Origin of the sequence: Neptunomonas japonica JAMM 1380 (assembly GCF_016592555.1) — a bacterium.
Taxonomy (GTDB): domain Bacteria; phylum Pseudomonadota; class Gammaproteobacteria; order Pseudomonadales; family Balneatricaceae; genus Neptunomonas; species Neptunomonas japonica_A.
Genome location: NZ_AP014546.1, coordinates 3180013 through 3204082 on the forward strand (window position 1 = coordinate 3180013; position 24070 = coordinate 3204082).

General features: G+C 43.4%; 28 protein-coding genes and 3 tRNA genes. 10 read left to right on the forward strand and 21 right to left on the reverse strand.

What is annotated here, in order from left to right:
- Window positions 1-31 precede the first annotated feature (31 nt).
- Window positions 32-1759, forward strand: coding sequence for a bifunctional protein-serine/threonine kinase/phosphatase (locus NEJAP_RS14840; RefSeq protein WP_201347970.1), 1728 nt, complete (start codon window positions 32-34; stop codon window positions 1757-1759).
- A gap of 27 nt (window positions 1760-1786) precedes the next feature.
- Here the strand turns inward: NEJAP_RS14840 and NEJAP_RS14845 are convergent, their stop codons facing one another.
- Both NEJAP_RS14845 and NEJAP_RS14850 read right to left on the reverse strand, forming a co-directional pair.
- Complete coding sequence (locus tag NEJAP_RS14845) at window positions 1787-2932, reverse strand: ABC transporter substrate-binding protein (protein WP_201347971.1); 1146 nt, start codon at window positions 2930-2932, stop codon at window positions 1787-1789.
- 160 nt (window positions 2933-3092) lie between these two features.
- Window positions 3093-3518, reverse strand: a complete 426-nt coding sequence (locus NEJAP_RS14850; RefSeq protein WP_236590948.1) for a ribonucleotide reductase subunit alpha — start codon at window positions 3516-3518, stop codon at window positions 3093-3095.
- Between the two features lie 180 nt (window positions 3519-3698).
- On the opposite strand from NEJAP_RS14850, the gene NEJAP_RS14855 reads away from it, so the two are divergent.
- On the forward strand, window positions 3699-5075 hold the full coding sequence (locus tag NEJAP_RS14855; protein WP_201347972.1) for a class II fumarate hydratase: 1377 nt from the start codon (window positions 3699-3701) through the stop codon (window positions 5073-5075).
- A gap of 105 nt (window positions 5076-5180) precedes the next feature.
- On the opposite strand, the gene NEJAP_RS14860 is transcribed toward NEJAP_RS14855, so the two are convergent.
- From NEJAP_RS14860 to NEJAP_RS14885, 6 genes are all read right to left on the reverse strand, one after another.
- A tRNA-Met gene (locus NEJAP_RS14860) sits at window positions 5181-5257 on the reverse strand.
- 29 nt (window positions 5258-5286) lie between these two features.
- A tRNA-Met gene (locus NEJAP_RS14865) sits at window positions 5287-5363 on the reverse strand.
- Between the two features lie 63 nt (window positions 5364-5426).
- Window positions 5427-5503 (reverse strand) — tRNA-Met (locus tag NEJAP_RS14870).
- Window positions 5504-5556: 53 nt separating this feature from the next.
- Window positions 5557-5943, reverse strand: a complete 387-nt coding sequence (locus NEJAP_RS14875; protein WP_201347973.1) for a PilZ domain-containing protein — start codon at window positions 5941-5943, stop codon at window positions 5557-5559.
- Entirely contained in the window at window positions 5940-6743 is an 804-nt protein-coding gene (locus NEJAP_RS14880) for a flagellar motor protein MotB (protein ID WP_201347974.1), read from the reverse strand. The genes NEJAP_RS14875 and NEJAP_RS14880 overlap by 4 nt, the downstream gene beginning before the upstream one ends.
- Window positions 6740-7531 carry a motility protein A gene (locus tag NEJAP_RS14885; RefSeq protein WP_201347975.1) on the reverse strand — a complete coding sequence of 264 codons (792 nt, stop codon included), beginning with the start codon at window positions 7529-7531 and terminating at the stop codon, window positions 6740-6742. The genes NEJAP_RS14880 and NEJAP_RS14885 overlap by 4 nt, the downstream gene beginning before the upstream one ends.
- A gap of 74 nt (window positions 7532-7605) precedes the next feature.
- Between NEJAP_RS14885 and NEJAP_RS14890 the strand changes: the two genes are divergently transcribed.
- The gene (locus NEJAP_RS14890; protein WP_201347976.1) at window positions 7606-8475 is read left to right on the forward strand and encodes a DUF72 domain-containing protein; all 870 of its coding nucleotides are present in this window, start codon (window positions 7606-7608) and stop codon (window positions 8473-8475) included.
- A complete protein-coding gene (locus NEJAP_RS14895; RefSeq protein ID WP_201347977.1) occupies window positions 8475-9092 on the forward strand; it encodes a DsbA family protein in 618 nt (205 codons plus the stop codon). The genes NEJAP_RS14890 and NEJAP_RS14895 overlap by 1 nt, the downstream gene beginning before the upstream one ends.
- 63 nt (window positions 9093-9155) lie before the next feature.
- Here NEJAP_RS14895 and NEJAP_RS19500 read toward each other — a convergent pair whose 3' ends face one another.
- The gene (locus tag NEJAP_RS19500) at window positions 9156-9611 is read right to left on the reverse strand and encodes a cold-shock protein (RefSeq protein WP_201347978.1); all 456 of its coding nucleotides are present in this window, start codon (window positions 9609-9611) and stop codon (window positions 9156-9158) included.
- A 192-nt stretch (window positions 9612-9803) separates the two neighbouring features.
- Here NEJAP_RS19500 and NEJAP_RS14905 point away from each other — a divergent pair, with 192 nt between their 5' ends.
- Both NEJAP_RS14905 and plsB read left to right on the forward strand, forming a co-directional pair.
- Window positions 9804-10013: a SlyX family protein gene (locus NEJAP_RS14905; RefSeq protein WP_201347979.1), complete on the forward strand. Its 210-nt coding sequence runs from the start codon at window positions 9804-9806 to the stop codon at window positions 10011-10013.
- A gap of 21 nt (window positions 10014-10034) precedes the next feature.
- Window positions 10035-12359, forward strand: a complete 2325-nt coding sequence (gene plsB, locus NEJAP_RS14910) for a glycerol-3-phosphate 1-O-acyltransferase PlsB (RefSeq protein WP_201347980.1) — start codon at window positions 10035-10037, stop codon at window positions 12357-12359.
- 37 nt (window positions 12360-12396) lie between these two features.
- On the opposite strand, the gene NEJAP_RS14915 is transcribed toward plsB, so the two are convergent.
- Genes NEJAP_RS14915 through mpl form a run of 5 tightly spaced genes read right to left on the reverse strand, consistent with a single transcriptional unit; the run spans window position 12397 to window position 16778 of the window.
- Window positions 12397-13185, reverse strand: coding sequence for a class I SAM-dependent methyltransferase (locus NEJAP_RS14915; RefSeq protein WP_201347981.1), 789 nt, complete (start codon window positions 13183-13185; stop codon window positions 12397-12399).
- Window positions 13178-13990: an undecaprenyl-diphosphate phosphatase gene (locus NEJAP_RS14920; RefSeq protein ID WP_201347982.1), complete on the reverse strand. Its 813-nt coding sequence runs from the start codon at window positions 13988-13990 to the stop codon at window positions 13178-13180. The genes NEJAP_RS14915 and NEJAP_RS14920 overlap by 8 nt, the downstream gene beginning before the upstream one ends.
- The gene (gene tsaB, locus NEJAP_RS14925) at window positions 13991-14716 is read right to left on the reverse strand and encodes a tRNA (adenosine(37)-N6)-threonylcarbamoyltransferase complex dimerization subunit type 1 TsaB (RefSeq protein ID WP_201347983.1); all 726 of its coding nucleotides are present in this window, start codon (window positions 14714-14716) and stop codon (window positions 13991-13993) included. It abuts the gene before it with no gap.
- A 33-nt stretch (window positions 14717-14749) separates the two neighbouring features.
- Complete coding sequence (locus NEJAP_RS14930) at window positions 14750-15400, reverse strand: flavin prenyltransferase UbiX (RefSeq protein ID WP_201347984.1); 651 nt, start codon at window positions 15398-15400, stop codon at window positions 14750-14752.
- On the reverse strand, window positions 15393-16778 hold the full coding sequence (gene mpl, locus NEJAP_RS14935; RefSeq protein WP_201347985.1) for a UDP-N-acetylmuramate:L-alanyl-gamma-D-glutamyl-meso-diaminopimelate ligase: 1386 nt from the start codon (window positions 16776-16778) through the stop codon (window positions 15393-15395). Before mpl ends, NEJAP_RS14930 begins: the two co-directional genes overlap by 8 nt.
- A 184-nt stretch (window positions 16779-16962) precedes the next feature.
- On the opposite strand from mpl, the gene NEJAP_RS14940 reads away from it, so the two are divergent.
- From NEJAP_RS14940 to NEJAP_RS14950, 3 genes are all read left to right on the forward strand, one after another.
- Window positions 16963-17952 (forward strand): class 1 fructose-bisphosphatase, encoded by a 990-nt coding sequence (locus NEJAP_RS14940; protein ID WP_201347986.1) that lies wholly within the window; start codon window positions 16963-16965, stop codon window positions 17950-17952.
- Between the two features lie 91 nt (window positions 17953-18043).
- A complete protein-coding gene (gene ppa / locus NEJAP_RS14945) occupies window positions 18044-18577 on the forward strand; it encodes an inorganic diphosphatase (protein ID WP_028468662.1) in 534 nt (177 codons plus the stop codon).
- 100 nt (window positions 18578-18677) lie between these two features.
- A complete protein-coding gene (locus tag NEJAP_RS14950; RefSeq protein WP_201347987.1) occupies window positions 18678-19025 on the forward strand; it encodes a putative quinol monooxygenase in 348 nt (115 codons plus the stop codon).
- A 20-nt stretch (window positions 19026-19045) separates the two neighbouring features.
- On the opposite strand, the gene NEJAP_RS14955 is transcribed toward NEJAP_RS14950, so the two are convergent.
- A complete protein-coding gene (locus NEJAP_RS14955; RefSeq protein ID WP_201347988.1) occupies window positions 19046-19252 on the reverse strand; it encodes a hypothetical protein in 207 nt (68 codons plus the stop codon).
- A gap of 144 nt (window positions 19253-19396) precedes the next feature.
- Window positions 19397-20221, reverse strand: coding sequence for a TSUP family transporter (locus NEJAP_RS14960; protein WP_236590949.1), 825 nt, complete (start codon window positions 20219-20221; stop codon window positions 19397-19399).
- Window positions 20222-20611: 390 nt separating this feature from the next.
- Between NEJAP_RS14960 and NEJAP_RS14965 the strand changes: the two genes are divergently transcribed.
- Window positions 20612-21016: a lipocalin-like domain-containing protein gene (locus NEJAP_RS14965; RefSeq protein WP_201347989.1), complete on the forward strand. Its 405-nt coding sequence runs from the start codon at window positions 20612-20614 to the stop codon at window positions 21014-21016.
- A gap of 109 nt (window positions 21017-21125) precedes the next feature.
- Here the strand turns inward: NEJAP_RS14965 and NEJAP_RS14970 are convergent, their stop codons facing one another.
- The 5 genes from NEJAP_RS14970 to NEJAP_RS14990 form a co-directional block, all read right to left on the reverse strand.
- Window positions 21126-21845 carry an SIMPL domain-containing protein gene (locus tag NEJAP_RS14970; RefSeq protein ID WP_201347990.1) on the reverse strand — a complete coding sequence of 240 codons (720 nt, stop codon included), beginning with the start codon at window positions 21843-21845 and terminating at the stop codon, window positions 21126-21128.
- An 80-nt stretch (window positions 21846-21925) separates the two neighbouring features.
- The gene (locus NEJAP_RS14975) at window positions 21926-22507 is read right to left on the reverse strand and encodes a uracil-DNA glycosylase family protein (RefSeq protein ID WP_201347991.1); all 582 of its coding nucleotides are present in this window, start codon (window positions 22505-22507) and stop codon (window positions 21926-21928) included.
- Window positions 22508-22554: 47 nt separating this feature from the next.
- On the reverse strand, window positions 22555-23271 hold the full coding sequence (locus NEJAP_RS14980; RefSeq protein WP_201347992.1) for a glutathione S-transferase N-terminal domain-containing protein: 717 nt from the start codon (window positions 23269-23271) through the stop codon (window positions 22555-22557).
- A 39-nt stretch (window positions 23272-23310) separates the two neighbouring features.
- Window positions 23311-23601 (reverse strand): hypothetical protein, encoded by a 291-nt coding sequence (locus tag NEJAP_RS14985; RefSeq protein WP_201347993.1) that lies wholly within the window; start codon window positions 23599-23601, stop codon window positions 23311-23313.
- Window positions 23602-24033, reverse strand: coding sequence for a hypothetical protein (locus NEJAP_RS14990; RefSeq protein ID WP_236590950.1), 432 nt, complete (start codon window positions 24031-24033; stop codon window positions 23602-23604).
- Window positions 24034-24070: the final 37 nt, after the last annotated feature.

The following is a 24070-nucleotide window of genomic DNA, read 5'->3' on the forward strand; positions in this document are numbered from 1 at the left end:
GTTTATTCAGGTTCTGCGATAAGGATCCATTATGCACCTTAACAGTGAAATTAGATTATCGACTGCCCAGCAAAGCATTACCGGACGAAAGGCCCGTAATGAGGATTGTCTGGGCTTTTTTATGCCTGTCGGTAATCTACTCACGACGAAAGGTGCCTGCGGAATGATTGCTGATGGCGTCAGCACTGCTGAAGCTGGCGCAGAGGCCGCCGAGCACTGTGTACGTGAATTTATAAATGACTATTTCGATACTCCCGATATCTGGACAGTAAAAAAATCTGCACAAAAAGTACTCACTTCTATTAACCGTGCACTTTACTCCCGTAGTCATGAATACCTTAGCAGCACCCGCGGTTATGTTTGTACATTTTCAGTTTTAGTCATCAAGTCACATACTGCACATATATTCCATATAGGCGACAGCCGTATTTATCGTATTCGCGATGACCACATGGAGTGCTTAACCACTGATCATACGACTCCATTAAGCCAAAGTACCAGCTGCTTAGCCCGCGCCATGGGCATGGATACGCATTTAGACATTGATTATCGGACAATTTCGATAGAGCCTAATGATATTTTCTTTCTTAGTACTGACGGTGTTCATGACACTTTGTCGCCACAAGAGATACAAGCACTCATCTATGAAAGTAAATCTCTAGACTCGGCATGTGAGCAATTAGTCAGTCAGTCTTACGAAAAAGGCAGCACCGATAACATAAGCTGCCAATTAATACGTGTTGACCAAATCATCCGAGAAAGTGTTGATGACTTAACAGATAAACTAACTGAACTACCTTTCCCTCCAGACCTAGAACCTGGCATGCGCATAGATGATTACGAAGTCATTTCTGAGCTCTACGCTAGTAGTCGCAGCCAGCTCTATATCGTTAAGGACCCTCTTAACGGTAAACAACGAATAATGAAAACACCTTCACAAAACTTTAATGACGACCCTGCTTATATTGAGCGTTTCATTATGGAGGAGTGGGTTGGCAGCCGTATTGATAGTCCGTATGTAGTTAAAGTCTGTAATGCTAATCGCCCAAAGACGTTCCTCTACTATTTAATGGAGAAAGTTGAAGGTGTCTCATTAGAACAATGGATCGAAGATAACCCATACCCTAAACCCTCAGAAGCAATCAAACTGATAAAACAGATAGCAAAAGGGCTACAAGCCTTTCATCAACGCGAAACGTTGCACCAAGACTTAAAACCCAGCAACATCATGATTTCCTCAGACCATCATATTACGCTAGTCGATTTCGGTTCTGTCTATGTTTCTGGCATCAACGAGATTTTCATCCCCATAGAAAGAGACCGTGTGCTTGGTACCGTTAATTACTCTGATCCATTACTCAGATTAGGACAGAATACGGGCATAAAAGGAGATCTTTTTTCTTTAGCCTGCATTACTTACGAAATATTTACTCACCATTTACCCTACGGAGAAGGGCTCGAGCGATGTGAAACACCTCAGCAACTTGAGAAATTGAAATATATCCCTTCCGAACGCTATAACCCTGTATTACCGCTATGGTTTGATCGCGCGTTAATGAAGGGAGTGTCTATAAAATCAGAAGATAGGTATGACACTATTGAGCAGTTTTTACAGGATGCTACCCATCCTAACCCTGAGTTTTTATTGCCAAAAGAGGTAGAAAAGAAAACCCAAAGCGTTATTTTATGGCAGATGATGTCGCTAGTCTGGTTTATAACATCCATGTTTTTAATGGCTGCTCTTTGGTTGCAAGGCTAAATGCTAAAAACATACATCAAGAGCAGCTTAATAATGCTTTGCTAAAAAAGGAGTTTTTCTCAACGCCAACTGGCGCATTACAATCTCTTTTCTTAGCCACTTATAATGCATTAAGCATACCCAAAAGAGCACCACTAACAACGCAATATTAAAAAGCAAAACAAGGTACCTTGGCTTTTCAGCATAATACTCTTGATAATCTATCCCTGCTATTTCACCCGTTAACGGGGCAAAACCCAATTGCTTATATATTTCGGCAATACCAAGAAATTTGTTCGCATTAAACGAACCTAAATCAATAGTTTTTGGCTGAATTAAGCGCACTGTTTTCTTAGCTTCATAAAGTAAATGCGCTCTAGTTTTATCTGTGTTCAAGTTCGCTAGTATCCACTCAACCATTACTTGTTGATGATCAATGGCATACTTCCACCCCTTTAAACTAGCACGACGAAACGCAAGTACTTTTTCTTTATTCTTTCTCAGAAAACCCTCTTCTACAAAAAGCATATCTCCATAAAAATCTATACCGTAATCAATCGGTGCAATAATATTAACGGGGATATGTTTCTCTTGATATATGTAAGGTTGGTCTGTGGCATAAGCCGACATTGCATCCACATTACCACTAACCAGCACGTCATCACGAAAATTATGCGCCACATGTGTATGGTCATATTCTGTTAAACCCAGTTTGGTAAACATCGCCAACAAGGCCGCATCATCTGTATTTCGTTGATACATGACACGTTTATTTTTTAACTCTAAAGGGCTAAAAATTTCTGAGGAATCTAACGCCAACAAAACCATAGGTGAGTGCTGAAAAATAGCCGCAACCACGACCAAAGGCTGTCCTTCTAATCGCGCTAATACAACACTAGAATCAGTGATACCAAACTGCGCGTCACCACTGAGCACTACTTCTGTCGCACTTCTATGCTTATCAACTTCTCGAATAGTGACATTCAAGCCCTCGTCTGCGAAATACCCCTCTTTGAGAGCCGCGTAAAAGCCCGCAAATTGAAATTGATGCTTCCACTTCAACTGCAAGACGATAGCGTCTTCTGCGGGTGGGCTCGCAGCATTGCAAACACTACACATAAGCAATATTAAAAGAGAAAAAGCTATTCTCAAACGAGGAAAAATCTGTTCAAAAAACAAGCAGCTTTTATGCACTGTAGAAACACCTAACAATATTTAAAATAAAGTATAGATGAATAAAACAAGAAAGAGCGTCCTTAACAGTATATTAATATATACAGAAGGTAGAAATAAAAGAATGACTACCTCTTTTACAAACTAGATAGCCAAACGGGATAGAAAAACCATTAAAAAATTAGTTAGCCTGTAAGATTACCGGACTTTGCTGGCGATCAAGAATAGTGTAACCCGACAAGTCCTGCCCCATCATCAAATCGTTCGCCATTTGATTTAGATACTGATCAGCCGCCTCAGTTGGGGGCGCTTCACCATCAATACCACCTAAACCTGCAATTAGTACAAAACTCCAATTACTCTCAATCGCATCTGCTTCTTTTACAAGAGCTTCAAAGCTATCAATTTCTTCTGGTAACTTATCAACACACATTAATGGAGTAACCGTACCTGTCTCATGAGATCCATTGCTTGCCTTTTCCTCATCACCTTCAGCACGAGCAAAAAGCATAAGCAGTCGTTGAGGCTGATCCTGCTGCTTGGCAGCCTCAAGCAGTTTGGTAAATTCTCCTGACACATTGCCCTTAAACATTGTAAGTACCTCCATAAAAAGATACCCCTATTTTGTCACAGCAAAGCTGAACTGTTTATTCCTCTGAAGGAGTATATAGCGGCCTATAAATCTCATTAATTCAAAGTACGAAACTATCAAAGAGGCAAGTAATCTAATAATTATTAGTACCTTTTACACTCCTGAAAAACAGCACTCGGACACAGGAGAAAAATCATGCTTGATCAACATAAAAAACGAATTGAACGTGACAGCTTGGGTGATATACCTCTACCCAAACATGCACTATATGGGGCACAAACACAACGCGCTATCAACAACTTCCCTGTTAGCGGGCAAACAATGCCCGAAGCATTCATACGAGCCCTGCTACAATCGAAAGCCACCGCCGCTACTGTAAACGCCTTACTCCAAGTGTTACCCCAAGAGATAGGAAAAGCCATTCACCAAGCAGTAGATACTCTATTAGCTGATAAAAATCTGATGCAACACTTTCCATTAGACATCTTTCAAACAGGCTCAGGCACTAGCACCAATATGAACGCCAATGAAGTCATTGCAACGCTAGCAATGCAGCAATCAAACTTACCCATTCACCCTAACGATCATGTGAACCTTGGCCAAAGCAGCAATGACAGTATCCCTTCTACTATCCATATTAGTGCCGCTGTTGCTCTATCAGAACAGTTACTGCCCGCCCTTTATCACCTCACTGAGGCCCTTCAACAAAAAGCCAACTCGGTAAATCACATTATAAAAACAGGGCGTACTCATTTAATGGATGCAATGCCGATAAGGCTTAGCCAGAGCCTGAACGCCTGGGCTGCACAAATCCTGATCAACATAGAAAACATTAAACAACTACAACCCAATCTACAGCGACTAGCACAAGGCGGGACAGCGGTAGGCACAGGCGTTAACGCCCACCCTGACTTTGCAAAACTCTTCTGTAAAGAACTAAGCGCAGCTACAGGCGTGTTATTTGTCCCTGCAGATAACGTCTTTTCTTACATTAGCTCGCAAGACACGGCAGTAGCGCTATCAGGTCAGCTAAAAACGACAGCGGTGTCTTTAATGAAAATAGCAAACGATCTACGCTGGATGAACTCAGGTCCCTTAGCTGGACTGGGCGAAATAGAGCTAGAAACGCTGCAACCGGGATCCTCTATTATGCCAGGCAAAGTAAACCCGGTTATTCCTGAATCAACCGCAATGGTAGCCGCACAAGTCATAGGTAATGACACAAGTATTACAATTGCTGGTCAATCTGGAAATTTTGAATTAAACGTAATGCTGCCACTCATTGCTTACAATCTACTTAACAGCATCCAACTGTTATCGAATACCTGTACTCTGTTAGCCGATAAAGCGATCGCTACATTTAAGGTAAACGAAAAAAGCCTCGCACAATCCTTAGCGCTCAACCCTATATTAGCCACTGCTCTAAACCCAATTATTGGATATGAAAAAGCCGCAGAAATTGCTAAACAAGCCTATAAGGAAAGAAGACCAATTATTAGTGTTGCTGCAGAACAAACAGAGTTATCTCTTGAAGAACTAACAACACTGCTTGATCCAAAATCCTTAGTATAGATTCCGATAAAGAATCTCAAAGTCATAGGGGATAGCTTTTAAGAGGAATAAAACGCAAAAATCCAAATCAATAATTATATTGATTTGGCTTCTTATAAGAAGTGTTGGTAGCGGGGGCCGGATTTGAACCAACGACCTTCGGGTTATGAGCCCGACGAGCTACCATACTGCTCCACCCCGCAACACTATAAATGAATAAGTAAACTAAGATTGGTAGCGGGGGCCGGATTTGAACCAACGACCTTCGGGTTATGAGCCCGACGAGCTACCATACTGCTCCACCCCGCAACAACTTTACTTATTTCATTTCGAAGCGATCAAAACTAACTCTTTGATATACTTCTACAAAATTGGTAGCGGGGGCTGGATTTGAACCAACGACCTTCGGGTTATGAGCCCGACGAGCTACCATACTGCTCCACCCCGCATCAAATTGTGGAGCGAATACTATAGTGATTATTTCGCTTGTGCAACATTAATCTCAAGTTATTTCTCTACGCGGTGCATCTAACAACTTTTCACGACGAATGTCGCGCTTTTGACACTCAATAACCAGCCCAGTGATCCGTGTGACATCTTTCTCATCGATATCGATATACTCAGCACTATATTCAGGGTTACTTCTACGAAGGATCTTTAAATTACATACCACTTCATACACTTTGTCCGTCTCAAATCTTAACAACATTGGATAGACCTCTTTTGTGGCATCACCCTGATAGCGAAACGCAACGCCTTTTGCTGATATATCAATAATATCCACAGCAACGCCAGCAACACTCAAACTTACAGGGTCATCTTGGTGTAACTTCACCCTATACGTAAGACGCTTTGAGTCATCATTATCAATTTCAATTACAGGTTTCATGGCTCAAGCACCTTTTCTAAGACAAACTCAATCCGACGATTGGCAGCCCTTTGTTCTACTGTTTCATTAGGGGCAATAGGCAGCGCATCACCATACCCTGTTGCTGTCACTCTCTCAGGGTCTATTCCGCCCCGCACTAGGTAACGTAAAACAGTAGTTGCGCGGATAGCAGACAGCTCCCAATTAGAGGGAAACTTGGCCGTTTCAATCGGAATGTTATCCGTATGCCCTTGGATACCCATCTTAAATTCTGGATTCTTTTCTAGCTTCTCTAATAAACCATCTAAAATAGGCATCATTTGGCGATTAAACTCAGCATCTCCAGATTTAAACAGTACCGACCCTTTAACTCTAATACGTATTTTTCCATCACGCGGCTCTCCCACATCTACCGCATCTGTAACGCCCATTGAAGCAAAGACATCTCTTAAACTGTTCGACATATAGGAGAGATCTTCTTCCTCTTCAGCCTCTGGCATTTCAGGAAGTCTAATCTCTTCTTGTTCTACCTCTTGAACCACTACTATGGGTGGCGTTATCTGATCTGCATTATTTTGCTCTAATGAATCAGGGATCTCAATGGCTGGCGCTCTCAACTCTTCCGGTAAAGGAATAAGACTCCCACCGGTATCACCTATCGCTAATTGAAAAGAGCGAATGGTCGATGCAAACTGCTCTTTCTTTACCGTTGATATAGAAAAGAGCAATACAAAAAACACTAGTAAAAGCGTCATCAGATCTGCATAAGTAACCATCCAACTAGGCTCTGCCTCATCAATAATGGCGCGCCGAGCACTCACTTTTTAGCCTCTTTAGGTGCGGTTTTTTTCTGATTAAATATAGGTTTACGTACCCTTTCAGGAAGGTAAGACGAAAGCTGCTCATATACATGTGCATAATGATCATTGGTCAAAATGCTAATACTACCTTCTCGGATAATTTCTAAGTTAGTTACTTCCAATAAAGTCCGCGCTTTTAATTTACCTGCGATAGGCAGAAAAACCATTGTTGCTAATAATGATCCATAAAACGTGGTTAACAAAGCAACCGCCATGGCAGGACCAATCGTGTCTGGATTATCTAGCTCACTTAGCATTTGAATCAAGCCTATCAAGGTTCCTAACATGCCAAATGCCGGCGCATAAGCTGCCATTTTTTTGAAAACATCTTGCACAGAGAAGTGTCGGGCCATGAGAGAATCAATCTCATTCTGCAATGTATTACGAATCACCTGTTCAGAAGCAGCTTCAGCTAATAAGGCACAAGCACGACGCAATACCGCAGAGTCAGTTTTCACGTCACCTAATTTCAAAAGCCCATGTCGATGACTAATTTTGCTTAAATTAATCATGGTGTCGATCATTTCAGAAGGATTAGTTTTGTCTTTAGTAAACACCATGTACGCTCCCTTAAAAGCGTTCATAACGTCACGAAATTGAACGGTTAATAGGGTAGCGGCCATCGTTCCACCGACAACAATCATCATGCCGGGCACATTTACAAAAATGTCCGCATTACCGCCAATCAAGATGGCTGAAACAATTAATGCCAGTCCGGACAAGATTCCTATAAGTGATGCAAAATCCATCTCCTAAGACACTCCGAGTATTTATTAATAATCAATTACTTGAGTATAGCAGCTGTTCAGTACACCATAAGTGTATGCACAACGATTACCCCCAAAACATTCCAAGCTATTATATTGGCCTAGCTCAATGGCACCATCCTGATTGGCACATAGATCAAAGTGCCGCTAATCAGGCCCTGCCTGAGTACTCAAAGCATTTCTCGAGCGTAGAAGGCAACAGTAGCTTTTATGGCCTTCCCAGTACGTCATCCATAGAAAACTGGAAGCAACAGAGCGGCCAGCATTTTAAGTTTTGCTTTAAATTTCCACAAACCATCACACACCATGCAAAGCTTCAACATTGTGATCGGCAAGTCAGTGAATTTCTTAATAGAGTTGCACCCTTAGAAAACAAATTAGGCACACTCTGGTTACAACTGAACGCCTCATTCTCACCAAAAGACTTCGATAAACTATCGCGGTTTATTCAAAGCCTACCCCCAGATTTTAATTACGGTATTGAAGTCAGGCATACGGGATTCTTTTTAAAGGATGACACGGAAAAACGCTTTAACCAGTTACTCATGCAACACACGATTGATCGTATAACATTCGATACACGCGCCTTATTTGCTCACCCAAGTAAGGATGCAATTACACAAGAAGCCTTACGCGCCAAACCTCGAATGCCCGTACATGCAATTGCAACAGGAATGAGCCCCTTTGTACGCATCATTACCCCATTGAAAATCAACGATGGCTACGCATACTTAATGCCTTGGGTTAAAAAAACGCTGCAATGGATAGATGAAGAACGCACACCGTACCTGTTTTTTCATACGCCCGATAACAAAGAGGCACCTGAAGTCGCTCGTTTTTTCAGTGGAGAAATTCATAAACATCGGCCCGATATTCCCGTACAGAGTATTTGGGATAAAGCCCTCCCTCAACCGGAACTATTCTGATGCAACTACTTTATGTCATGGACCCTATGTGCAGCTGGTGCTGGGCATTTTCGCCAACAATACAGGCGATAAAAGAACACTTCCCCACACTTACTATTCAATACGTTATGGGAGGCCTTGCGGCCGATTCAGACGCGACAATGCCCTTAGAGCAACAAAGCGCTATCCATTCTATTTGGCATCAGATTGAAGCTAAAACAGGAACACAGTTTAATTACGATTTCTGGACGCACTGCACGCCTAGAAGAAGTACTTGGCGAGCATGCCGAGCCATTATTGTTGCCGAGCAATTACAACCGGGTAGCGCCTCGACAATGGCTCAAGCGATACAACAAGCGTATTACTTAGAAGCAAAGAACCCTTCAGACCGCTCAACACTGATTACATTAGCAGCATCAATCGGTATTGATAGTACTGAATTTTCAATACTGCTAGATGTAAAAGACACCCACCAGCAGCTAAAAAATCACATGATGATATCTCAGCAACTCGATGTGTCGGGATTTCCTGCACTACGAGTAGCAAAAGACCAACAAGCGATACGAATTAGTGATGGTTATTGTAGTTCTGAGGAAGTCATTAAACGTTTACAGGGAGTTATCGAACAAGCGGAATAATATACAGAAGATATATAAAGCAGAAAAAGAAAGCGGAAGCCTAGGCTTCCGCTATTGAAGTGATTAGCCGCGCATCACGGAAACATCTTCCGCTTGCAAACCTTTATCACTCTCACGAGCATTGAAACGAACACGCTGACCTTCACTCAAAGAACGATGCCCACGCCCACGAATGTTACGAAAATGAACAAAAACATCATCGCCATTTTCGCGCGTAATGAATCCAAAGCCCTTGGAAACATTAAACCATTTCACTGTTCCCAGTTCACGATCATCATTTTCATCATCTTCTTCCTCTTCCATGTCTTCATCAGCAATCTGATCAAGAGCTGGAACCGAAGAAGTACTTCCACCCATAGCAGAAATCAAGCTGCTAATTAGAACCACAATAAATGTTACTGCGATGACCGGGCCTGTTAACCCTACTTCAACACCAGCTACAGCTTTAAGCAGCACAGGAATCAACGCTGCTGCAATAATACTTACAATTACACTACGAACTATTTGGTTACCACTCATGTATCTATCTCTTGTCTTATCATGATAATTACTATTATTTTAGCCACCCATACTTAATTTAAAGCAGCAACCGCAAAGGTATACACAAGAAAACTCAAAATTTCAATAGCTTACCGGCTTACAACTGAATTTACTTTCACTATGCCACTCCGTTATGCTTAATACATTGAACTTTATGTCACAGGCACTGTAATGAATCACGACGAACGTATAACCGAACTTGAAAGCCGAGTAGCCTTCCAAGAAGATGCGCTAGACAAACTAAACGACGTAATAGCTCAGCAAGATAAAACTATTTCTGAACTCAAAAAATTAATCACAGCGTTTAATCAACAGCTCAAAACAGTGGGACAAGAAAATCAAGGTATATCCTTTAATGACGCCCCACCACCACACTATTAATAAGAGATAAGGCCTGAAAATATGCGAGGATTAAACCGCATTAGCCGGTTCTTATTGCGGCTGATCATAAACTCGAGAGTTGAAGGTAGGCAGCATTTAAAGCCCACACCTAATACATTGTTTGTTATCGAGACAGCTCGCTACTCGCATAGGCTATTGCTGATTGAACAGCTACGTCGTCAGGGCAATACTCTGCCTGAACAAAAGATTTTATGCGCTGCACATGATCATCAGGATGATTTACGTAACCGCATTGAAGCTCAAATTGATAAATTAAGCTTCCTTAACCCAGAACAAGACATCAAAATTGTTCCTATCTCTGTCTATCACGGACGAATGCCACAACGAGAAACCTCCTACCTAAACTTACTGTATGCCGAAAGCTGGAGCAAAGCCGGGATTGTTGGGCGCTTTATGCAACTGTTAGTGAACGGGCGGCAAACTCTCATGCAGGTTGATCCTGCTCTATCCTTAAGGCAACTCAAAAAAGAATCACCTCATCAACCCGCGGGGGTTGTTGCTCATAAAGCCATGCGCGTTTTTCATCATCATTTTTATCGTCGCCGACTCGCTATTATCGGCCCTAACCTATCCCACCGTAACACTTTATTTACGCTCATTTTACGAGAACCTGCGGTCAAAGAAGCTATTTACCAGACGGCATTAAAACAAAACCAAACAGTCGAGCAGGTTAATAACGACGCTAAGGTTCTACTCAAAGGTATGGCTGCAAATTTCAGCCCAACAACCACGCGTATTCTGGCGTCTTTACTGAATATTTTTTGGAAAAAAATCTATAAAAAAATCCATATAAATGGTATGGAACGAATACAACTTTGTGCACCTGAAAATCAGCTTGTGTACCTTCCTTGCCATCGCAGCCATATGGATTATGTCATGCTATCGTCACACTTATATAGGCATGGATTAATGGTTCCTCACATAGCGGCAGGTGATAACTTAAACGCCCCTGTTTTAGGCAGCATCCTCAAACGCGGCGGTGCTATTTTCATGCGTCGCAGTTTTCGCGACGACCCATTATACGCCCAGCTATTTCAAAGCTACTTATCTGTCATGTCTAATAAAGGCCACTCTCTAGAATACTTTATTGAGGGGGGACGCAGCCGTACAGGACGCTTGTTACCGGCTAAAACAGGCTTACTAGCCATGACGCTGGAGAATCACTTAAACCATCCAGAAAAGCCTGTCGCTTTGATACCGGTTTGGATTAGTTATGACAAACTTGTTGAAAGCAAAAGCTATCAACAAGAACTATCTGGTGGAGAAAAACGCAAAGAGTCCTTTTTAGGACTCATTAAGTCATTAAAGGAATTTCGTCACCAGTTCGGCGATGCGGCTCTGAGTTTTGGTGAGCCTATTCTATTACAACAGGCAATCAAGGAAATGCCTGAAAGTACAGAGCAAACGCCAGCTAATGCAAAGCTTGAGTTAACTCAGCGTATCAGCCAACAGGTGCTGCAATGTATTAATCAATCAGCCTATGCAAACCAAACAGCAATACTAGCGACACTCATGCTCGCCAACCCAAAGAAACAGCGCGGTATTTATGAATTAACTGAACAAGCCGAAGAACTAATCGCTTTACTTAACGTATTGCCTAACCCTCCGATTGCTACTGCAAACGGTCCTGTCAAAAAGTGGATAAAGCAAGCCTGCAAACGTCGACAACTAAGCCGCGCTGAAGACCATGTATTCCTGAGCAGTACTCAAGCTCAGGAGATGACGTTTTATCGCAACCAACTTCACCATATGACACTGCTTCCAGGGGTCTTTTTACTGTTAGCTAAGCGTTACCCTAAACCACTACCACAAACCCTGCCGCGGCTTCTAAGCACGCTTTACCCCTACTTAAAAGCAGAGTTATTCCTACCGTGGGATGCAATAGAACTAAAAACAGCATTAAAGCAGTTGCGCCTACGTATGGAAAAGCGCGGTTTGATTAAGCACGAAGGCAACATAATCCGTGCTATAGAAACACCGCTGTCTATTGCTCTCATGCAAACAGCAGAGCCCATACTGGTACGCTATTATATTGTCTTTCGCTTATTGTCTGACGGTACAGTTATGCCAATTACAGATTTAGTAAGTGAAAGCCAGCGTATTGCAGCTCACTTGCATCAAAAATTTGCTTTTAACTCGCCAGAATATGCTGACGCGCGCGTGCTCAATGTTTTTATAAAAACACTGATTCAGCAAAACGTTTTTGCAGAAAAAGATGACCAAGTTCATTGCCAGATAGAGAGTAAAGCCTTACTAAAACGGGCCTCTCAAATATTGAATCCACACTATGTGAGTGCAATAGAGCATAACCTACACCCGCGCTAAAAAGCGCGGAACAGTAATCCGCTTTTAGTTAAGTTTGTTATGCTAACTTAGCCAGTGCATAAATATCGTAGCGGCTGGACTTTCCTTCTAACTGATAGCTAGGTGCGCGCCCCTCAATCAGTGGCGCTTTGCGTGCACGTTTAACAACGACACGCGCTGAAGCCACATCTAGCGCAGCCTCTAGCAAAGCAGAAGAGTCTTCATCATCACCGACAACCTCTCTAAAAATACGCATCTCTTTTTTCACTAATGCGGACTTTTCTGCATGTGGAAACATAGGATCAACATAAACGACCTGAGGAGGCTCAATCGAGTGCAACAACTCAATAGAATTACCCTGTAGCAATGTCATTTTTGAGCAGACATCATAGACTTCATCATCCGCCATCGCGCGCGACAACCCATCTTCTAACAAGGTATGGATAATCGGAGAACGTTCTATCATAGAAACTTGGCAACCCAACGTTGCTAGTACAAAGCTATCACGCCCCAGCCCTGCCGTCGCATCTAACACCGTCGGGCGAATACTCCCTTTAGCTCCCACAGCTTTGGCTATCATTTGCCCTGCACCACCGCCAAACTTTCTACGGTGTGCTACTGCGCCACTAAGAAAGTCTACCCAAACAGGGCCCGGGGCTTTCTTTCCTGTCGTTTGCAATTTCACACCATCATAAGTGACATAAAGCAGCAAAGGATAAGCGCAACGAGAAATATCAGAGATCACCAACGCCGGTGCTAAACCAAGCTTATTAGCCAATAATGCAGCCTGATCGAATAAAGGTTTATCACTGGCAGCGACTTGAATACCATCCGCTAAATCAAGCATTTACAGGCACATAAAAATAAACACCAAGCAAGAAAATACCTAAGCACAAGCGGTAGATAACAAAAGGCAACATGCCGGTCCGATCAAGCAGTTTTAAGAAGTAATGAATACACGCCAGGGCACTCAGTGCTGACACGATTACTCCCCCTATTACCATCTCCCACTGTGTCGCTGTTGCGGTTTGGAATAACTCCAAACTTTTATAACTACCGGCGGCCAATATCACAGGAATCGACATCAAAAATGAGAAACGTGCCGCGGCTTGTCGTGTAAAACCTAACATGAGTGCTGCTGTAATAGTGATACCAGAACGTGAAGTCCCCGGAATTAACGCCACTGCTTGCGCTAAACCAATAGTAATCGCATCACGTAGCGTTATTTCTTCTAGGGGTTTAACCTCTTTCCTGCTGATATCAGCCCACCACAACAGAGCACCAAAAATTAGTGTAGTAGCGGCAATAACTAATATAGAGCGGCCATATTGGTCGACAATATCATTTAGCATGAAGCCAAAAACCAAAGCCGGGATCGTTGCAAAAACAACAAACCAAGCGATACGTCCATCAACCGATTTAGAACCTTTAAAGGAGGCAAAAAAGGCGACCAGCATATTGGCAATATCTTGACGAAAGTAGGTCATAACTGCCGCTAGTGTTCCCATATGTACACCAACATCAAAAGCTAACCCCTGATCTTCCCAACCCAATAACTGAGAAGGCAGGATGAGGTGGGCAGAGCTTGATACCGGTAAAAATTCTGTTAAGCCTTGTATTAACGCAAGTACAACCGTTTGAACCCAATCCATTTATTGCTGATCCTTTTTTTTCCATGCGACGTTATCGCGTAAATACACAGGCAAAGCCAGTTCTGGCGATACCGATTTTCCTTCCTGATAATCCTGAATAGCCAAGCGCGCAATATTTGCCGCTGTGGGGTAAGTAATATTCTCAGCAGCATCCTGAACGTCTACGCCTTGTGGCTCTACTTCTAGCGTAGTGACCCATTGTTTCACTTGATCAGACATGCCTTGCAAATAACGCCATCCCGAACCCACTCCAGCCCACTCACTGGCATCAGGCAAACAAACATTAACAGGCGCATCAACACGCTCCTCACCGATCAAAACAGGGAGCCCATTTTCAAAACGATATGCAGCCCAATAAACTTCATCCATGCGCGCATCCAAAGCAGCAACTACTTGCTGATCACCCGTTTCAAGATGATGCGCTAGTGCAACAGCAGCCAATGTAGAGATAGGTAACAAGTTCAGCTCTGCTGAAAACGCCAAACCTTGAGCAACACCGGTAGCAATACGAATACCGGCGAAAGACCCGGGCCCTCGTCCAAAAGCAATGGCATCTAGATCTTTTACTTTAAGGCCGGCATCATCCAGCATCGCTTGGATCATCGGTAATAGCTGCTTAGTATGCTGTCTGGGGATAACTCTGAAATCCTCACGAATATCACCCGCCACATGTAAAGCCACTGAACAGGCGTCAGTAGAGGTATCCAAGGCAAGAATTTTAGGCATTAACCCGCTCCAGTTATACAAAAGGGGCCTATTCTAATCGTGCGACGACGGATTTTCATCACTTTGCAGCAAAGCATCGCCCCAACGCGGCATAAAAGATTGCTCAACCCCTATTTGGGAGAGGATTCGAGCCACCACAAAATCGATCATATCGTTGATTGTTTCAGGTTTATGGTAAAAACCAGGACTCGCCGGCAAAATTACCGCACCCATACGAGTCAACTTCAGCATGTTTTCTAAATGAATTTCAGAGTACGGTGCCTCACGGGGTACTAACAACAATTGACGACGTTCTTTTAAAGCGACGTCAGCCGCACGCTCAATTAAATTATTACTCGCACCTGTCGCTATAGCTGACAAGGTCCCAGTGCTACAAGGGCAAACTATCATTGTCGCTGGTGCACCTGAACCGGAGGCAACCGGTGCCATCCACTGCTCACGCGAAAACACTTTAATTTGACCCGCTTTAGCGTTAAGCAGCTGAGTGAAATATTCTTGTTGTGCGTTGGTGGCACCAGGAATTGTCAATTCGGTTTCTGTTGCTGCCACCACTTGTGCTGCACGCGATATCATCAATAATACTTGTACATCAGCAGCGACCAAGCACTCCATTAAACGCACCGCATATTGCACACCCGATGCACCGGTAATCGCTAATGTAATTCTTTGTGTAAATTCAGCCATGATTATTACCCTCTGAAAAGCGTTCTTCTAAGGCACTAATCAAACGCTGATGAACACCTTCAAAGCCACCATTGCTCATCACCACTACATGCGTGCCTTGGGTAACAGAAGCTTTTACAGAGGTGATAATATTCTCAATACTGGTTGCTACACGCATTTTGTCTTCATGACCATTAACTATATCATCCAGCGACCAGTCCAAGCCGCTAGGCTGATACCAAATGACTTCATCTGCTGTTTCTGCTGAATCAGCTAATGCAGCGCGATGTGCACCTAACCTCATAGTGTTTGAGCGTGGCTCAATAATTGCCACAATGGTATCGCTTCCGACTTGCGCCCGCAGTCCCTGTAGCGTTGTTGCTATCGCTGTTGGGTGATGAGCAAAGTCGTCATAAACAGTCACACCTGCTATTTCAGCTAGTTTTTCCATACGGCGTTTAACACCGCCAAAAGCAGATAATGCTTCAATAGCATGATGCGGTTGCACACCTACGTGGCGAGCCGCAATTAACGCCATCAAACCATTTTCAACATTATGTTGCCCTGTCATCCCCCAACAGATTTGACCAAGATTCTTACCTTCGTGCAAAATATCAAAGGTGCTGCCATCTTCGCTAACCAGTTGAGCAGACCATTCACCACCATCACCCACCGATGCACCGACAACGGGTGTCCAGCAGCCCATATCGATTACTTCTCTAATAGCTTCATTTTGTTGCGGAATAATCACTTGCCCATTAGCAGGAACAGTACGCACTACATGATGAAATTGTCGCTGGATAGCGGCTAGATCAGGAAAGATATCAGCGTGGTCAAATTCAAGATTATTCAGCACCAACGTGCGGGGGCGATAATGGACAAACTTTGAGCGCTTATCAAAAAAAGCAGTATCATATTCATCTGCTTCAATAACAAAGAAAGGAGAGCCACCCAAGCGTGCCGACACCTCAAAGTTATTCGGTACACCACCGATCAAATAACCCGGCTCCATACCAGCGTATTCTAAAATCCAAGCCAGCATCGAAGACGTAGTCGTCTTACCATGCGTACCCGCGATAGCCAGTACCCAGCGTTCTTGGAGCACATGCTCACATAGCCACTGCGGCCCAGAAATATAACGTAAGCCTTTATCCAAGACATATTCTACAGCGGGATTACCGCGGGACATTGCATTACCGATAATCACTAAATCAGGTTCAGGGTTTAGGTGCTCCGATGAATACCCCTCCATTAGCTCGATACCTTGAGCTTCTAACTGAGTGCTCATGGGGGGGTAAACATTGGCATCAGAACCCGTTACTCGATAACCCAACTCGCGTGCCAATATAGCCAACGAACCCATAAAGGTTCCGCAGATACCCAGAACATGAATATGCAAAGTGTCACTCCTAAGAAACAGCCAATAAAACAATTCAGATAATAATACCGGCAATTATGAAAAAAGGGCGCGATTTATAAGCATTTTTTGAACTTCATCACATGATTTTCCCGTCTTAATCACGTAAAATTACTACAAAATTTGTTTCGCCCTTTTTTTCACACACTCAAAGGTATTATCCCCCATGCAACTGCTGAGCCAGTTTCTGAGACGCAACGACACTGACGAACAATTAATGGACCTGATTGCTACACTCATGGTCGCCTGCAAAGAGATCGCGTTACAACTGCGGGAAGGTGCATTAGCGGGAGTGCTCGGAACGACCGATATCACTAACGTTCAGGGCGAAACCCAGAAAAAATTGGACGTGATTTCCAATGAGATAATGAAAACCGTCTTGCTTAATCATTCACTGGTAGCAGGCGTCGCTTCTGAAGAAGAAAGCGAGTCAGTACCCGGCAACCCAGACGGTCGTTTCTTGGTCGTTTTTGATCCCCTTGATGGCTCTTCAAATATCGACATCAATGTCTCTGTTGGTACTATTTTTTCTATTCTTGAAGCACCAAAAGACCAAGACTACAGCACTGAACATCCGTACCTTCAAAGCGGCCGTAAACAGATCGCTGCAGGTTATGTTTTGTATGGCCCTTCCGCAGTATTAGTATTAACAACGGGTAAAGGCGTTAACATGTTTACCATGTCGCATACCGGTGATTTTTTACTAACACGCGAAAACGTTATGATTCCTGAAGAAACGCGTGAGTTTGCTATCAATATGTCAAACCACCGCTTCTGGGAACCAGCCATGCGCAACTACGTGGATGACCTACTACTCGGTGCTGATGGCCCGCGTGAGAAAAACTACAACATGCGCTGGGTTGCTGCCATGGTAGCTGAAGTTCACCGCGTGCTTACTCGCGGCGGTATCTTCACTTACCCTTGGGACGCTCGCTCACCGAAGAAACCGGGTAAATTGCGCCTGATGTATGAAGGCAACCCAATGAGCATGCTGATTGAACAAGCTGGCGGATTAGCGACTAACTGCTACTCCGACATCATGGATGTAGAACCCGATGACATTCATGAACGTGTTTCTGTTTCATTAGGTTCGCGCAAAGAAGTTGAAGCGCTAATGGAATATCACGCACGAGTCGAAAGCACAAAAGAGGCATAAATCGTCTGATAGTCGTATACAAACTAACGTGTACGACTCTTATAATGTCTGAATCCAAATTTTTTTATTCTTCAGAACAGGAAGGAAACGCATGAGCTTTGCAAAAGTGCCTGCTGGTAAAGATCTACCGAACGACATCTACGTGATCATCGAGATCCCGGCGGAAAGCTCCCCGGTAAAGTACGAGATCGAGAAAGAAGAAGACGCGATCTTCGTTGACCGTTTCATGGCAGCACCTATGTTTTACCCTGCTAACTACGGTTACATCAACAACACACTTGCTGATGATGGCGATGCTGTTGACGTACTCGTACTGACACCTTACCCAGTTATTCCGGGTTCTGTGATCCGTTGTCGTCCAATTGGTATCCTAAACATGACTGATGAAGCCGGTCAGGATGCTAAATTGCTAGCAGTACCACACGACAAGCTAACTAAAATGTACAAAGATGTTAACGACATTAGCGACCTGCCTGAAATGACACTGGCTCGTATCAAGCATTTCTTCGAGAACTATAAAGGTCTGGAAGAAGGTAAGTGGGTTAAGCTAGATGGTTGGGAAGGTGCTGACGCAGCACGCGCAGCTATCGTTGATGGCGTAAAAATGTACGAAGCAGCTAAATAAAAAGTAGTTACTTTTTAAATAGCGCCACTGAAAAGCCTCCTTATTAATAATGGAGGCTTTTTTGTTTTCAGTGTTATAGAAAAGAAATAAGAGAAAGCATATGTCTAAGAAGGTTTATTGTACTGCCCAGTTTTTGCCAAAAGCAGGCAAAGAAGCAGAGGTTTTTGCAACACTACAAGCGCTGGAACCCAACGCACAGCGCGAAGACGGCTGTATCCAATATACGGTCACCCGCCATATTGCCAGCCCATTTGCTGAAGGTGAAAGCTACCCTATCGCTTTTCACGAAATCTGGAGCGATACAGCAGCCTTTGAAGCGCATTGTCAGCGTAAAGAAATTGTAGCGTTTTTCGAAACCAACTGTGTCGCCGAAAATGGCCCTGTTGAAAAATGGAACGTCTGTGTTTACAGCGACGAGCCTGTCGATTTCGATGCTCCCGTACTATAAGCATTGGCTAGAACAACGGATCACTCAAACAAACGCCTGAGTGCTCCGTTACTCGTCTGATTTAAATTCTGGCGTGACTCTGCGCACATACCACCAAACACGACAACCGTTAACGCATATACCAAGCCATTGGTAGCCATCTCTTCTGTTGTATCTGACGTAAGGTAATGAGCGGGACGTACATGCACTTCATCGGCAATCTGTCGACGTTGCGGATGGGACTTCACCAAAAATATCCTAAAACGTAATACTTATCAGCTAAAGAACACTTTTAACGCGTTCCAAAAAATAAGAGAAAAACCTACGCTCATTATTCATTTTCTAGTGTAAACATCTCAATAAACTTAGCAACGTCTTGCAAAAAAGTGATCCTACAAGAACTGGTCACTTAATAACTTAGCAGACATCACCAGTGTTACGACAACAATCAAGGGGCGCACTAAGCTTACGCCTTTACTAACAACTAAGCGCGCGCCTAACTGACCACCCACCAGCTGCCCTGCTGCCATAATAAACCCAGCTAACCAGATAATATTGCCACCCATGGCAAAGAAAATCAGCGAAGCGATATTTGATGTGAAATTCAATATTTTTGTATGTGCTGTAGCACGCGCCATGCTAAATCCCAGCAAAGAGACAAAAGCCACTGCAAAAAAAGTACCCGTACCTGGGCCAAAAAAACCATCGTAAAAACCTATCGCAAAGGTAAATGCAAAAGCAAAAATCGCATTTCCAACTTTTCTATCCCGGTCTTCATCTCCAATACGTTTAGAAAACATAAAATACAAAGCTATCAACACTAACAAAATAGGCATCACCGCTGACAACACACTGGCATCCAGTTGCTGTACGAGTAGCGTCCCCACCACCGCCCCAACAAAGGTACAGGCGATCATTAATTTCATTTGTGAAAGATCAACTAATTTTCTTCGTACAAAGTAAACCGATGCTGCAAAAGTACCAAAGCTCCCTTGTAGCTTATTCGTCGCCAATGCTTCTACTGGGCTCATACCTGTCGCCAATAACACGGGTAGTGTAATAAGACCGCCTCCTCCGGCAATCGCATCAATCATCCCTGCGCCAAAGCCCGTTAAGACCAATATAATAATGAGCGTAATATCTAGTTCCATCGTCATTCCCTTATGCGTGAACCCGCACTCTACCAGCCAAGCACCTGTCATTAATAGAGAGCCCATGTAAACAATCTGTAACCATTCGGAGCAGGTTAACTTCGTGCACACGGTTATAAAGTATATTTTAATTTTTGCAGATTACATGCGTGTTTTGTCTCTAATGGATCGCCTGTTGTAGACGACTTACTCTGGTATTTGGTAAGTAAATTATGCACTATCAAGTAAATAAGAAGATGCGCTAGTAAGCTACTGCGCAAGCCAATATCATCAAAACACGTATGCTTGCTGTCAATGAGGAAAATAACAGATGCAGTCAAAAAATTCTTATTTATCAATATTCTTCTAAGCGATTCACTCTAATCAGTCAGCGCGTAAGCGCGCATGCGCAGTATTAAAAATGTTATAAGCCTTATAACTTATCTTTGAGTCCACAAGAAATATTTGAGTAAAAGTATGAATGAAAATAAATTTGTAGGTGCCTGGTCATTGTTTTCTTCGGTTCAATCTCGAAACGGTCTTTTATCTAAAACATTTGGAGATCCGCCGTCAGGCCAAATTCAATATACGAATGAGGGGCGCATGTCCGCATTTTTAATGGATCCACGCTGGGAAAAAGTGGGCGTAAACGCATCAAAACAAGCTGATTTGTTCTTTTCTTATGGTGGCCGATGGGAGTTAAAGGGAGATGAGATACATCATTTTATCGAGTTTTGTTCTGCACCGTCAAAGATAGGGGCGACTTTAGTTCGGAGTTTTCGATTCATCAATGAAGATGAGATTGAGCTTTCTACAGCACCTGAAACATCCCCGTCTGGGAATGTTTATGAAACAAAACTCATCTGGAAAAGGTTCTCATAAATATTGTCTCTGGACACTTATAACAAGGCGTTCAAACCGCCTGCTAATAGTTACTTGGGGCAGAAAACGGACCTTATCTACTAAACGGTTTTTGCTCAACGGCCCCCACCTAATCAGACAAGTAATATTCCACTGTTGAAACCACACGCACCCGTTTTATATGTGGGTTATTCTTATCCCTAGCACTAATACTGAACTGTCCTTGGGAAGCACGTTTAATTTTTCCTAAGGCGCTTTGTGAGTCGCTGGCAAACTTTTGAGCGACTTCTCGCGCTTCTCGTGTCGCTTCTTCAACCATCTCAGGCTTTATTTCATTCAAGCGTGTAAAAATGTACTCAGTTTGTGATTCGTAGTCATTCGTATTGAAGACAATACCTTGCTTGCCTAGCTGCGATAATGAGCTCATAACGGCACGTGCCGCTCCGATATTTTGAGAATAAACAGTGACGGTTTGAAAAGCGGTATACCGAAATGGAGCCCTGTCGTTATTACCGTATTGCTGTGCGGATTTATCCGTAATATCAGGTGTTGCTACCGTTATTTCATTGGGGGCAATATTATTTTGTTCTAAAAATGTACGGATGCTCTGTGTTTTAGCATCAATATCTTTGTACAAACTGCCAAGATCATTATCAGCAACATTAAATTGTATAGGCCAAATAACAATATCGGCAGGATACTCTCTCTCAGAAAGCCCTTTAACCGTTACGCTACGGTCGTACAACTTATATTGAATAGCAGCGTTGCCAAGCGTATAGCCAAGAACAGTTAACCCTAAAAAGATAAAAATGCCTAACAACGCCGCACCACTTTTACTATTTACTGACATACATTATCCCCAATAACACTCATCACCCTAAGGGCGACTTCTATAGATGAATTAACTTTATTCGACGGCTGGGTTTTCATTCAGCAGCCTAATACTTCGGCTATTCGCAAACGTAAACGAGGAACTAGCATCTCTTCAAACCATCGATTTTTACTCAGCCAAATATTATTTCTTGGACTTGGATGAGGGAGAGGCACCACCGCTGGCCAGTATGATTGCCATGCTTGGACAGTAGCGGTTAACGAGGCAGGTTTCTTTTCAAGGTGGTATTTTTGAGCATATTGCCCCACCAAAAGAGTGACCTCAATATCTGGTAGATGCGCCAGTAGCTTTTCTCTCCATGCAGGTGCACATTCAGCACGAGGGGCAAGATCACCCGACTTACCCGTACCAGGAAAGCAAAAGCCCATGGGCAAAATGGCTACCTTCTCAGAATCATAAAAAACATCTTTAGTGATCCCTAACCACTCTCGTAGCCGATCGCCACTAGCATCATCAAAAGGGACACCCGACTCATGCACTTTTCTGCCGGGCGCTTGGCCAACAATTAATACCTTCGCTTGAGGGCTTATCTGTAAGACGGGGCGAACGCCGTGCGCTAAATGTTCCGCACAAAGCCTACATGAGCGTACTTGCGTTAATAAAGACTCAAATGATGTCATGCGCCGCTCCCTCTATAAACAGCTCTAAGTCATGCGTCTAATCTAGATCACTCTTCAGGAATAAGCAGGCCGCGCTGCACAGCTGGACGTTCCAAGAAAGCAGCTAAGGCTCGGTTAACATGTGGAAAATCATTAATCCCTACGAGGTCACCGGTATCGTAAAAGCTAACTAAGTTACGTACCCAAGGGAAAGTAGCTATATCCACAACCGAATATTCATCCCCCAGTATCCAAGCATTATCCACTAGCCTTTGGTTAAGCACGCCAAGTAAACGTCGTGACTCACTTATATAACGGTCACGCGGGCGTTTATCTTCAAAATCTTTACCTGCAAACTTGTTAAAAAAACCTACCTGCCCAAACATCGGGCCAATGCCACCGACCTGAAACATTAGCCACTGCATCGCCTCTGCCCGCTCATGAGGGTTGTCAGGCATTAATTGCCCTGACTTATCAGCGAGGTAAATCAAGATAGCGACCGATTCAAACAGCGCCAGAGGCTTATCAGATGGGCCATTAGGATCAATGATTGCCGGGATCTTATTATTAGGATTGAGTGATAAAAATTCAGGTGAGTTTTGATCATTACTAGAGAAGTTCACACGATGCGCTTCATACGGCTCGCCGATCTCTTCAAGCATAATGGATACTTTTACCCCATTGGGCGTGGGTAGCGAGTAAAGCTGTAAACGTTCAGGATAACGCGCTGGCCATTTAGCCGTAATGGCAAAGCGGTTGAGATCTGCTACAAGTAAATCGGACATTACTTAACCCTTGTTCGTTGATCAAGAATAGAAAAAGCATTATTTATCGAATAAAGCGGTTTTGGAGCCAGCTAACAAACCAAGCCCTTCGGGCGAGGGTATAGGGCAATACCTAGCGCGAATAACTTCAGCTACCTCACGAGTTGCGGGCGTAAAATATACTTTAACGTCGCAATGCAGCCGCCCTTCTGCTTCATGGCGAACATAAATAGCCATATCATCAGGAGAACCAGCTTTTTTATAAGCGGCTAAAAATAGCACCTGAATATGCTCTAGCGCCTCAGTAGCTAACATGGCATCACCTAGGTTTTTTACTCGCCAAGCAGGCATTTATTGATTCATACCTTGAGCTTTAACGCGAATATGCCCACCTTTAGCTTTACCTAAGTCAACTTTCAAGCGTTTCTCAGTCCAACCATGAACCTTATCATGCGCTTCTATATACACAGTGGTAACGCCCTTTGGAACAAGTACGCTATTTATTCCACGTGTAAACGGCTGCTCATCAACATGGGGATGAAATAGCACGCGATCACCCAGAACATTGCCACTTACATCGACCACACGCCAGTTATCTGCATAATGGTCCCAACCAGAGTCACCATGTTTTAGCGTGACATTAACCGCCCAATGGTTGCTACCCGCACTGCGAAAATCCGCCATAAGAATGCTAACGTCACCGGCAGCAGCAAAATTCATAACAGTGAATAGAACGCAACCAATCAGGCTAGCCAACCATTTCGTGTAATTTATCCTTAACATACAACGCCTCAGACTGTTTTTGAGTATCTAGCTTACT

Excerpts from the sequence above, each read along its gene's own strand:
- NEJAP_RS14840 (WP_201347970.1), top strand. The coding sequence starts at position 32 with ATGCACCTTAACAGTGAAATTAGATTATCGACTGCCCAGCAAAGCATT.
- NEJAP_RS14850 (WP_236590948.1), bottom strand. The coding sequence starts at position 3,518 with ATGGAGGTACTTACAATGTTTAAGGGCAATGTGTCAGGAGAATTTACC.
- NEJAP_RS14855 (WP_201347972.1), top strand. The coding sequence starts at position 3,699 with ATGCTTGATCAACATAAAAAACGAATTGAACGTGACAGCTTGGGTGAT.
- NEJAP_RS14875 (WP_201347973.1), bottom strand. The coding sequence starts at position 5,943 with ATGAAACCTGTAATTGAAATTGATAATGATGACTCAAAGCGTCTTACG.
- NEJAP_RS14885 (WP_201347975.1), bottom strand. The coding sequence starts at position 7,531 with ATGGATTTTGCATCACTTATAGGAATCTTGTCCGGACTGGCATTAATT.
- NEJAP_RS14890 (WP_201347976.1), top strand. The coding sequence starts at position 7,606 with ATGCACAACGATTACCCCCAAAACATTCCAAGCTATTATATTGGCCTA.
- NEJAP_RS14895 (WP_201347977.1), top strand. The coding sequence starts at position 8,475 with ATGCAACTACTTTATGTCATGGACCCTATGTGCAGCTGGTGCTGGGCA.
- NEJAP_RS19500 (WP_201347978.1), bottom strand. The coding sequence starts at position 9,611 with ATGAGTGGTAACCAAATAGTTCGTAGTGTAATTGTAAGTATTATTGCA.
- NEJAP_RS14905 (WP_201347979.1), top strand. The coding sequence starts at position 9,804 with ATGAATCACGACGAACGTATAACCGAACTTGAAAGCCGAGTAGCCTTC.
- plsB (WP_201347980.1), top strand. The coding sequence starts at position 10,035 with ATGCGAGGATTAAACCGCATTAGCCGGTTCTTATTGCGGCTGATCATA.
- NEJAP_RS14915 (WP_201347981.1), bottom strand. The coding sequence starts at position 13,185 with ATGCTTGATTTAGCGGATGGTATTCAAGTCGCTGCCAGTGATAAACCT.
- NEJAP_RS14920 (WP_201347982.1), bottom strand. The coding sequence starts at position 13,990 with ATGGATTGGGTTCAAACGGTTGTACTTGCGTTAATACAAGGCTTAACA.
- tsaB (WP_201347983.1), bottom strand. The coding sequence starts at position 14,716 with ATGCCTAAAATTCTTGCCTTGGATACCTCTACTGACGCCTGTTCAGTG.
- NEJAP_RS14930 (WP_201347984.1), bottom strand. The coding sequence starts at position 15,400 with ATGGCTGAATTTACACAAAGAATTACATTAGCGATTACCGGTGCATCG.
- NEJAP_RS14940 (WP_201347986.1), top strand. The coding sequence starts at position 16,963 with ATGCAACTGCTGAGCCAGTTTCTGAGACGCAACGACACTGACGAACAA.
- ppa (WP_028468662.1), top strand. The coding sequence starts at position 18,044 with ATGAGCTTTGCAAAAGTGCCTGCTGGTAAAGATCTACCGAACGACATC.
- NEJAP_RS14950 (WP_201347987.1), top strand. The coding sequence starts at position 18,678 with ATGTCTAAGAAGGTTTATTGTACTGCCCAGTTTTTGCCAAAAGCAGGC.
- NEJAP_RS14960 (WP_236590949.1), bottom strand. The coding sequence starts at position 20,221 with ATGGGCTCTCTATTAATGACAGGTGCTTGGCTGGTAGAGTGCGGGTTC.
- NEJAP_RS14965 (WP_201347989.1), top strand. The coding sequence starts at position 20,612 with ATGAATGAAAATAAATTTGTAGGTGCCTGGTCATTGTTTTCTTCGGTT.
- NEJAP_RS14970 (WP_201347990.1), bottom strand. The coding sequence starts at position 21,845 with ATGTCAGTAAATAGTAAAAGTGGTGCGGCGTTGTTAGGCATTTTTATC.
- NEJAP_RS14975 (WP_201347991.1), bottom strand. The coding sequence starts at position 22,507 with ATGACATCATTTGAGTCTTTATTAACGCAAGTACGCTCATGTAGGCTT.
- NEJAP_RS14980 (WP_201347992.1), bottom strand. The coding sequence starts at position 23,271 with ATGTCCGATTTACTTGTAGCAGATCTCAACCGCTTTGCCATTACGGCT.
- NEJAP_RS14985 (WP_201347993.1), bottom strand. The coding sequence starts at position 23,601 with ATGCCTGCTTGGCGAGTAAAAAACCTAGGTGATGCCATGTTAGCTACT.
- NEJAP_RS14990 (WP_236590950.1), bottom strand. The coding sequence starts at position 24,033 with ATGTTAAGGATAAATTACACGAAATGGTTGGCTAGCCTGATTGGTTGC.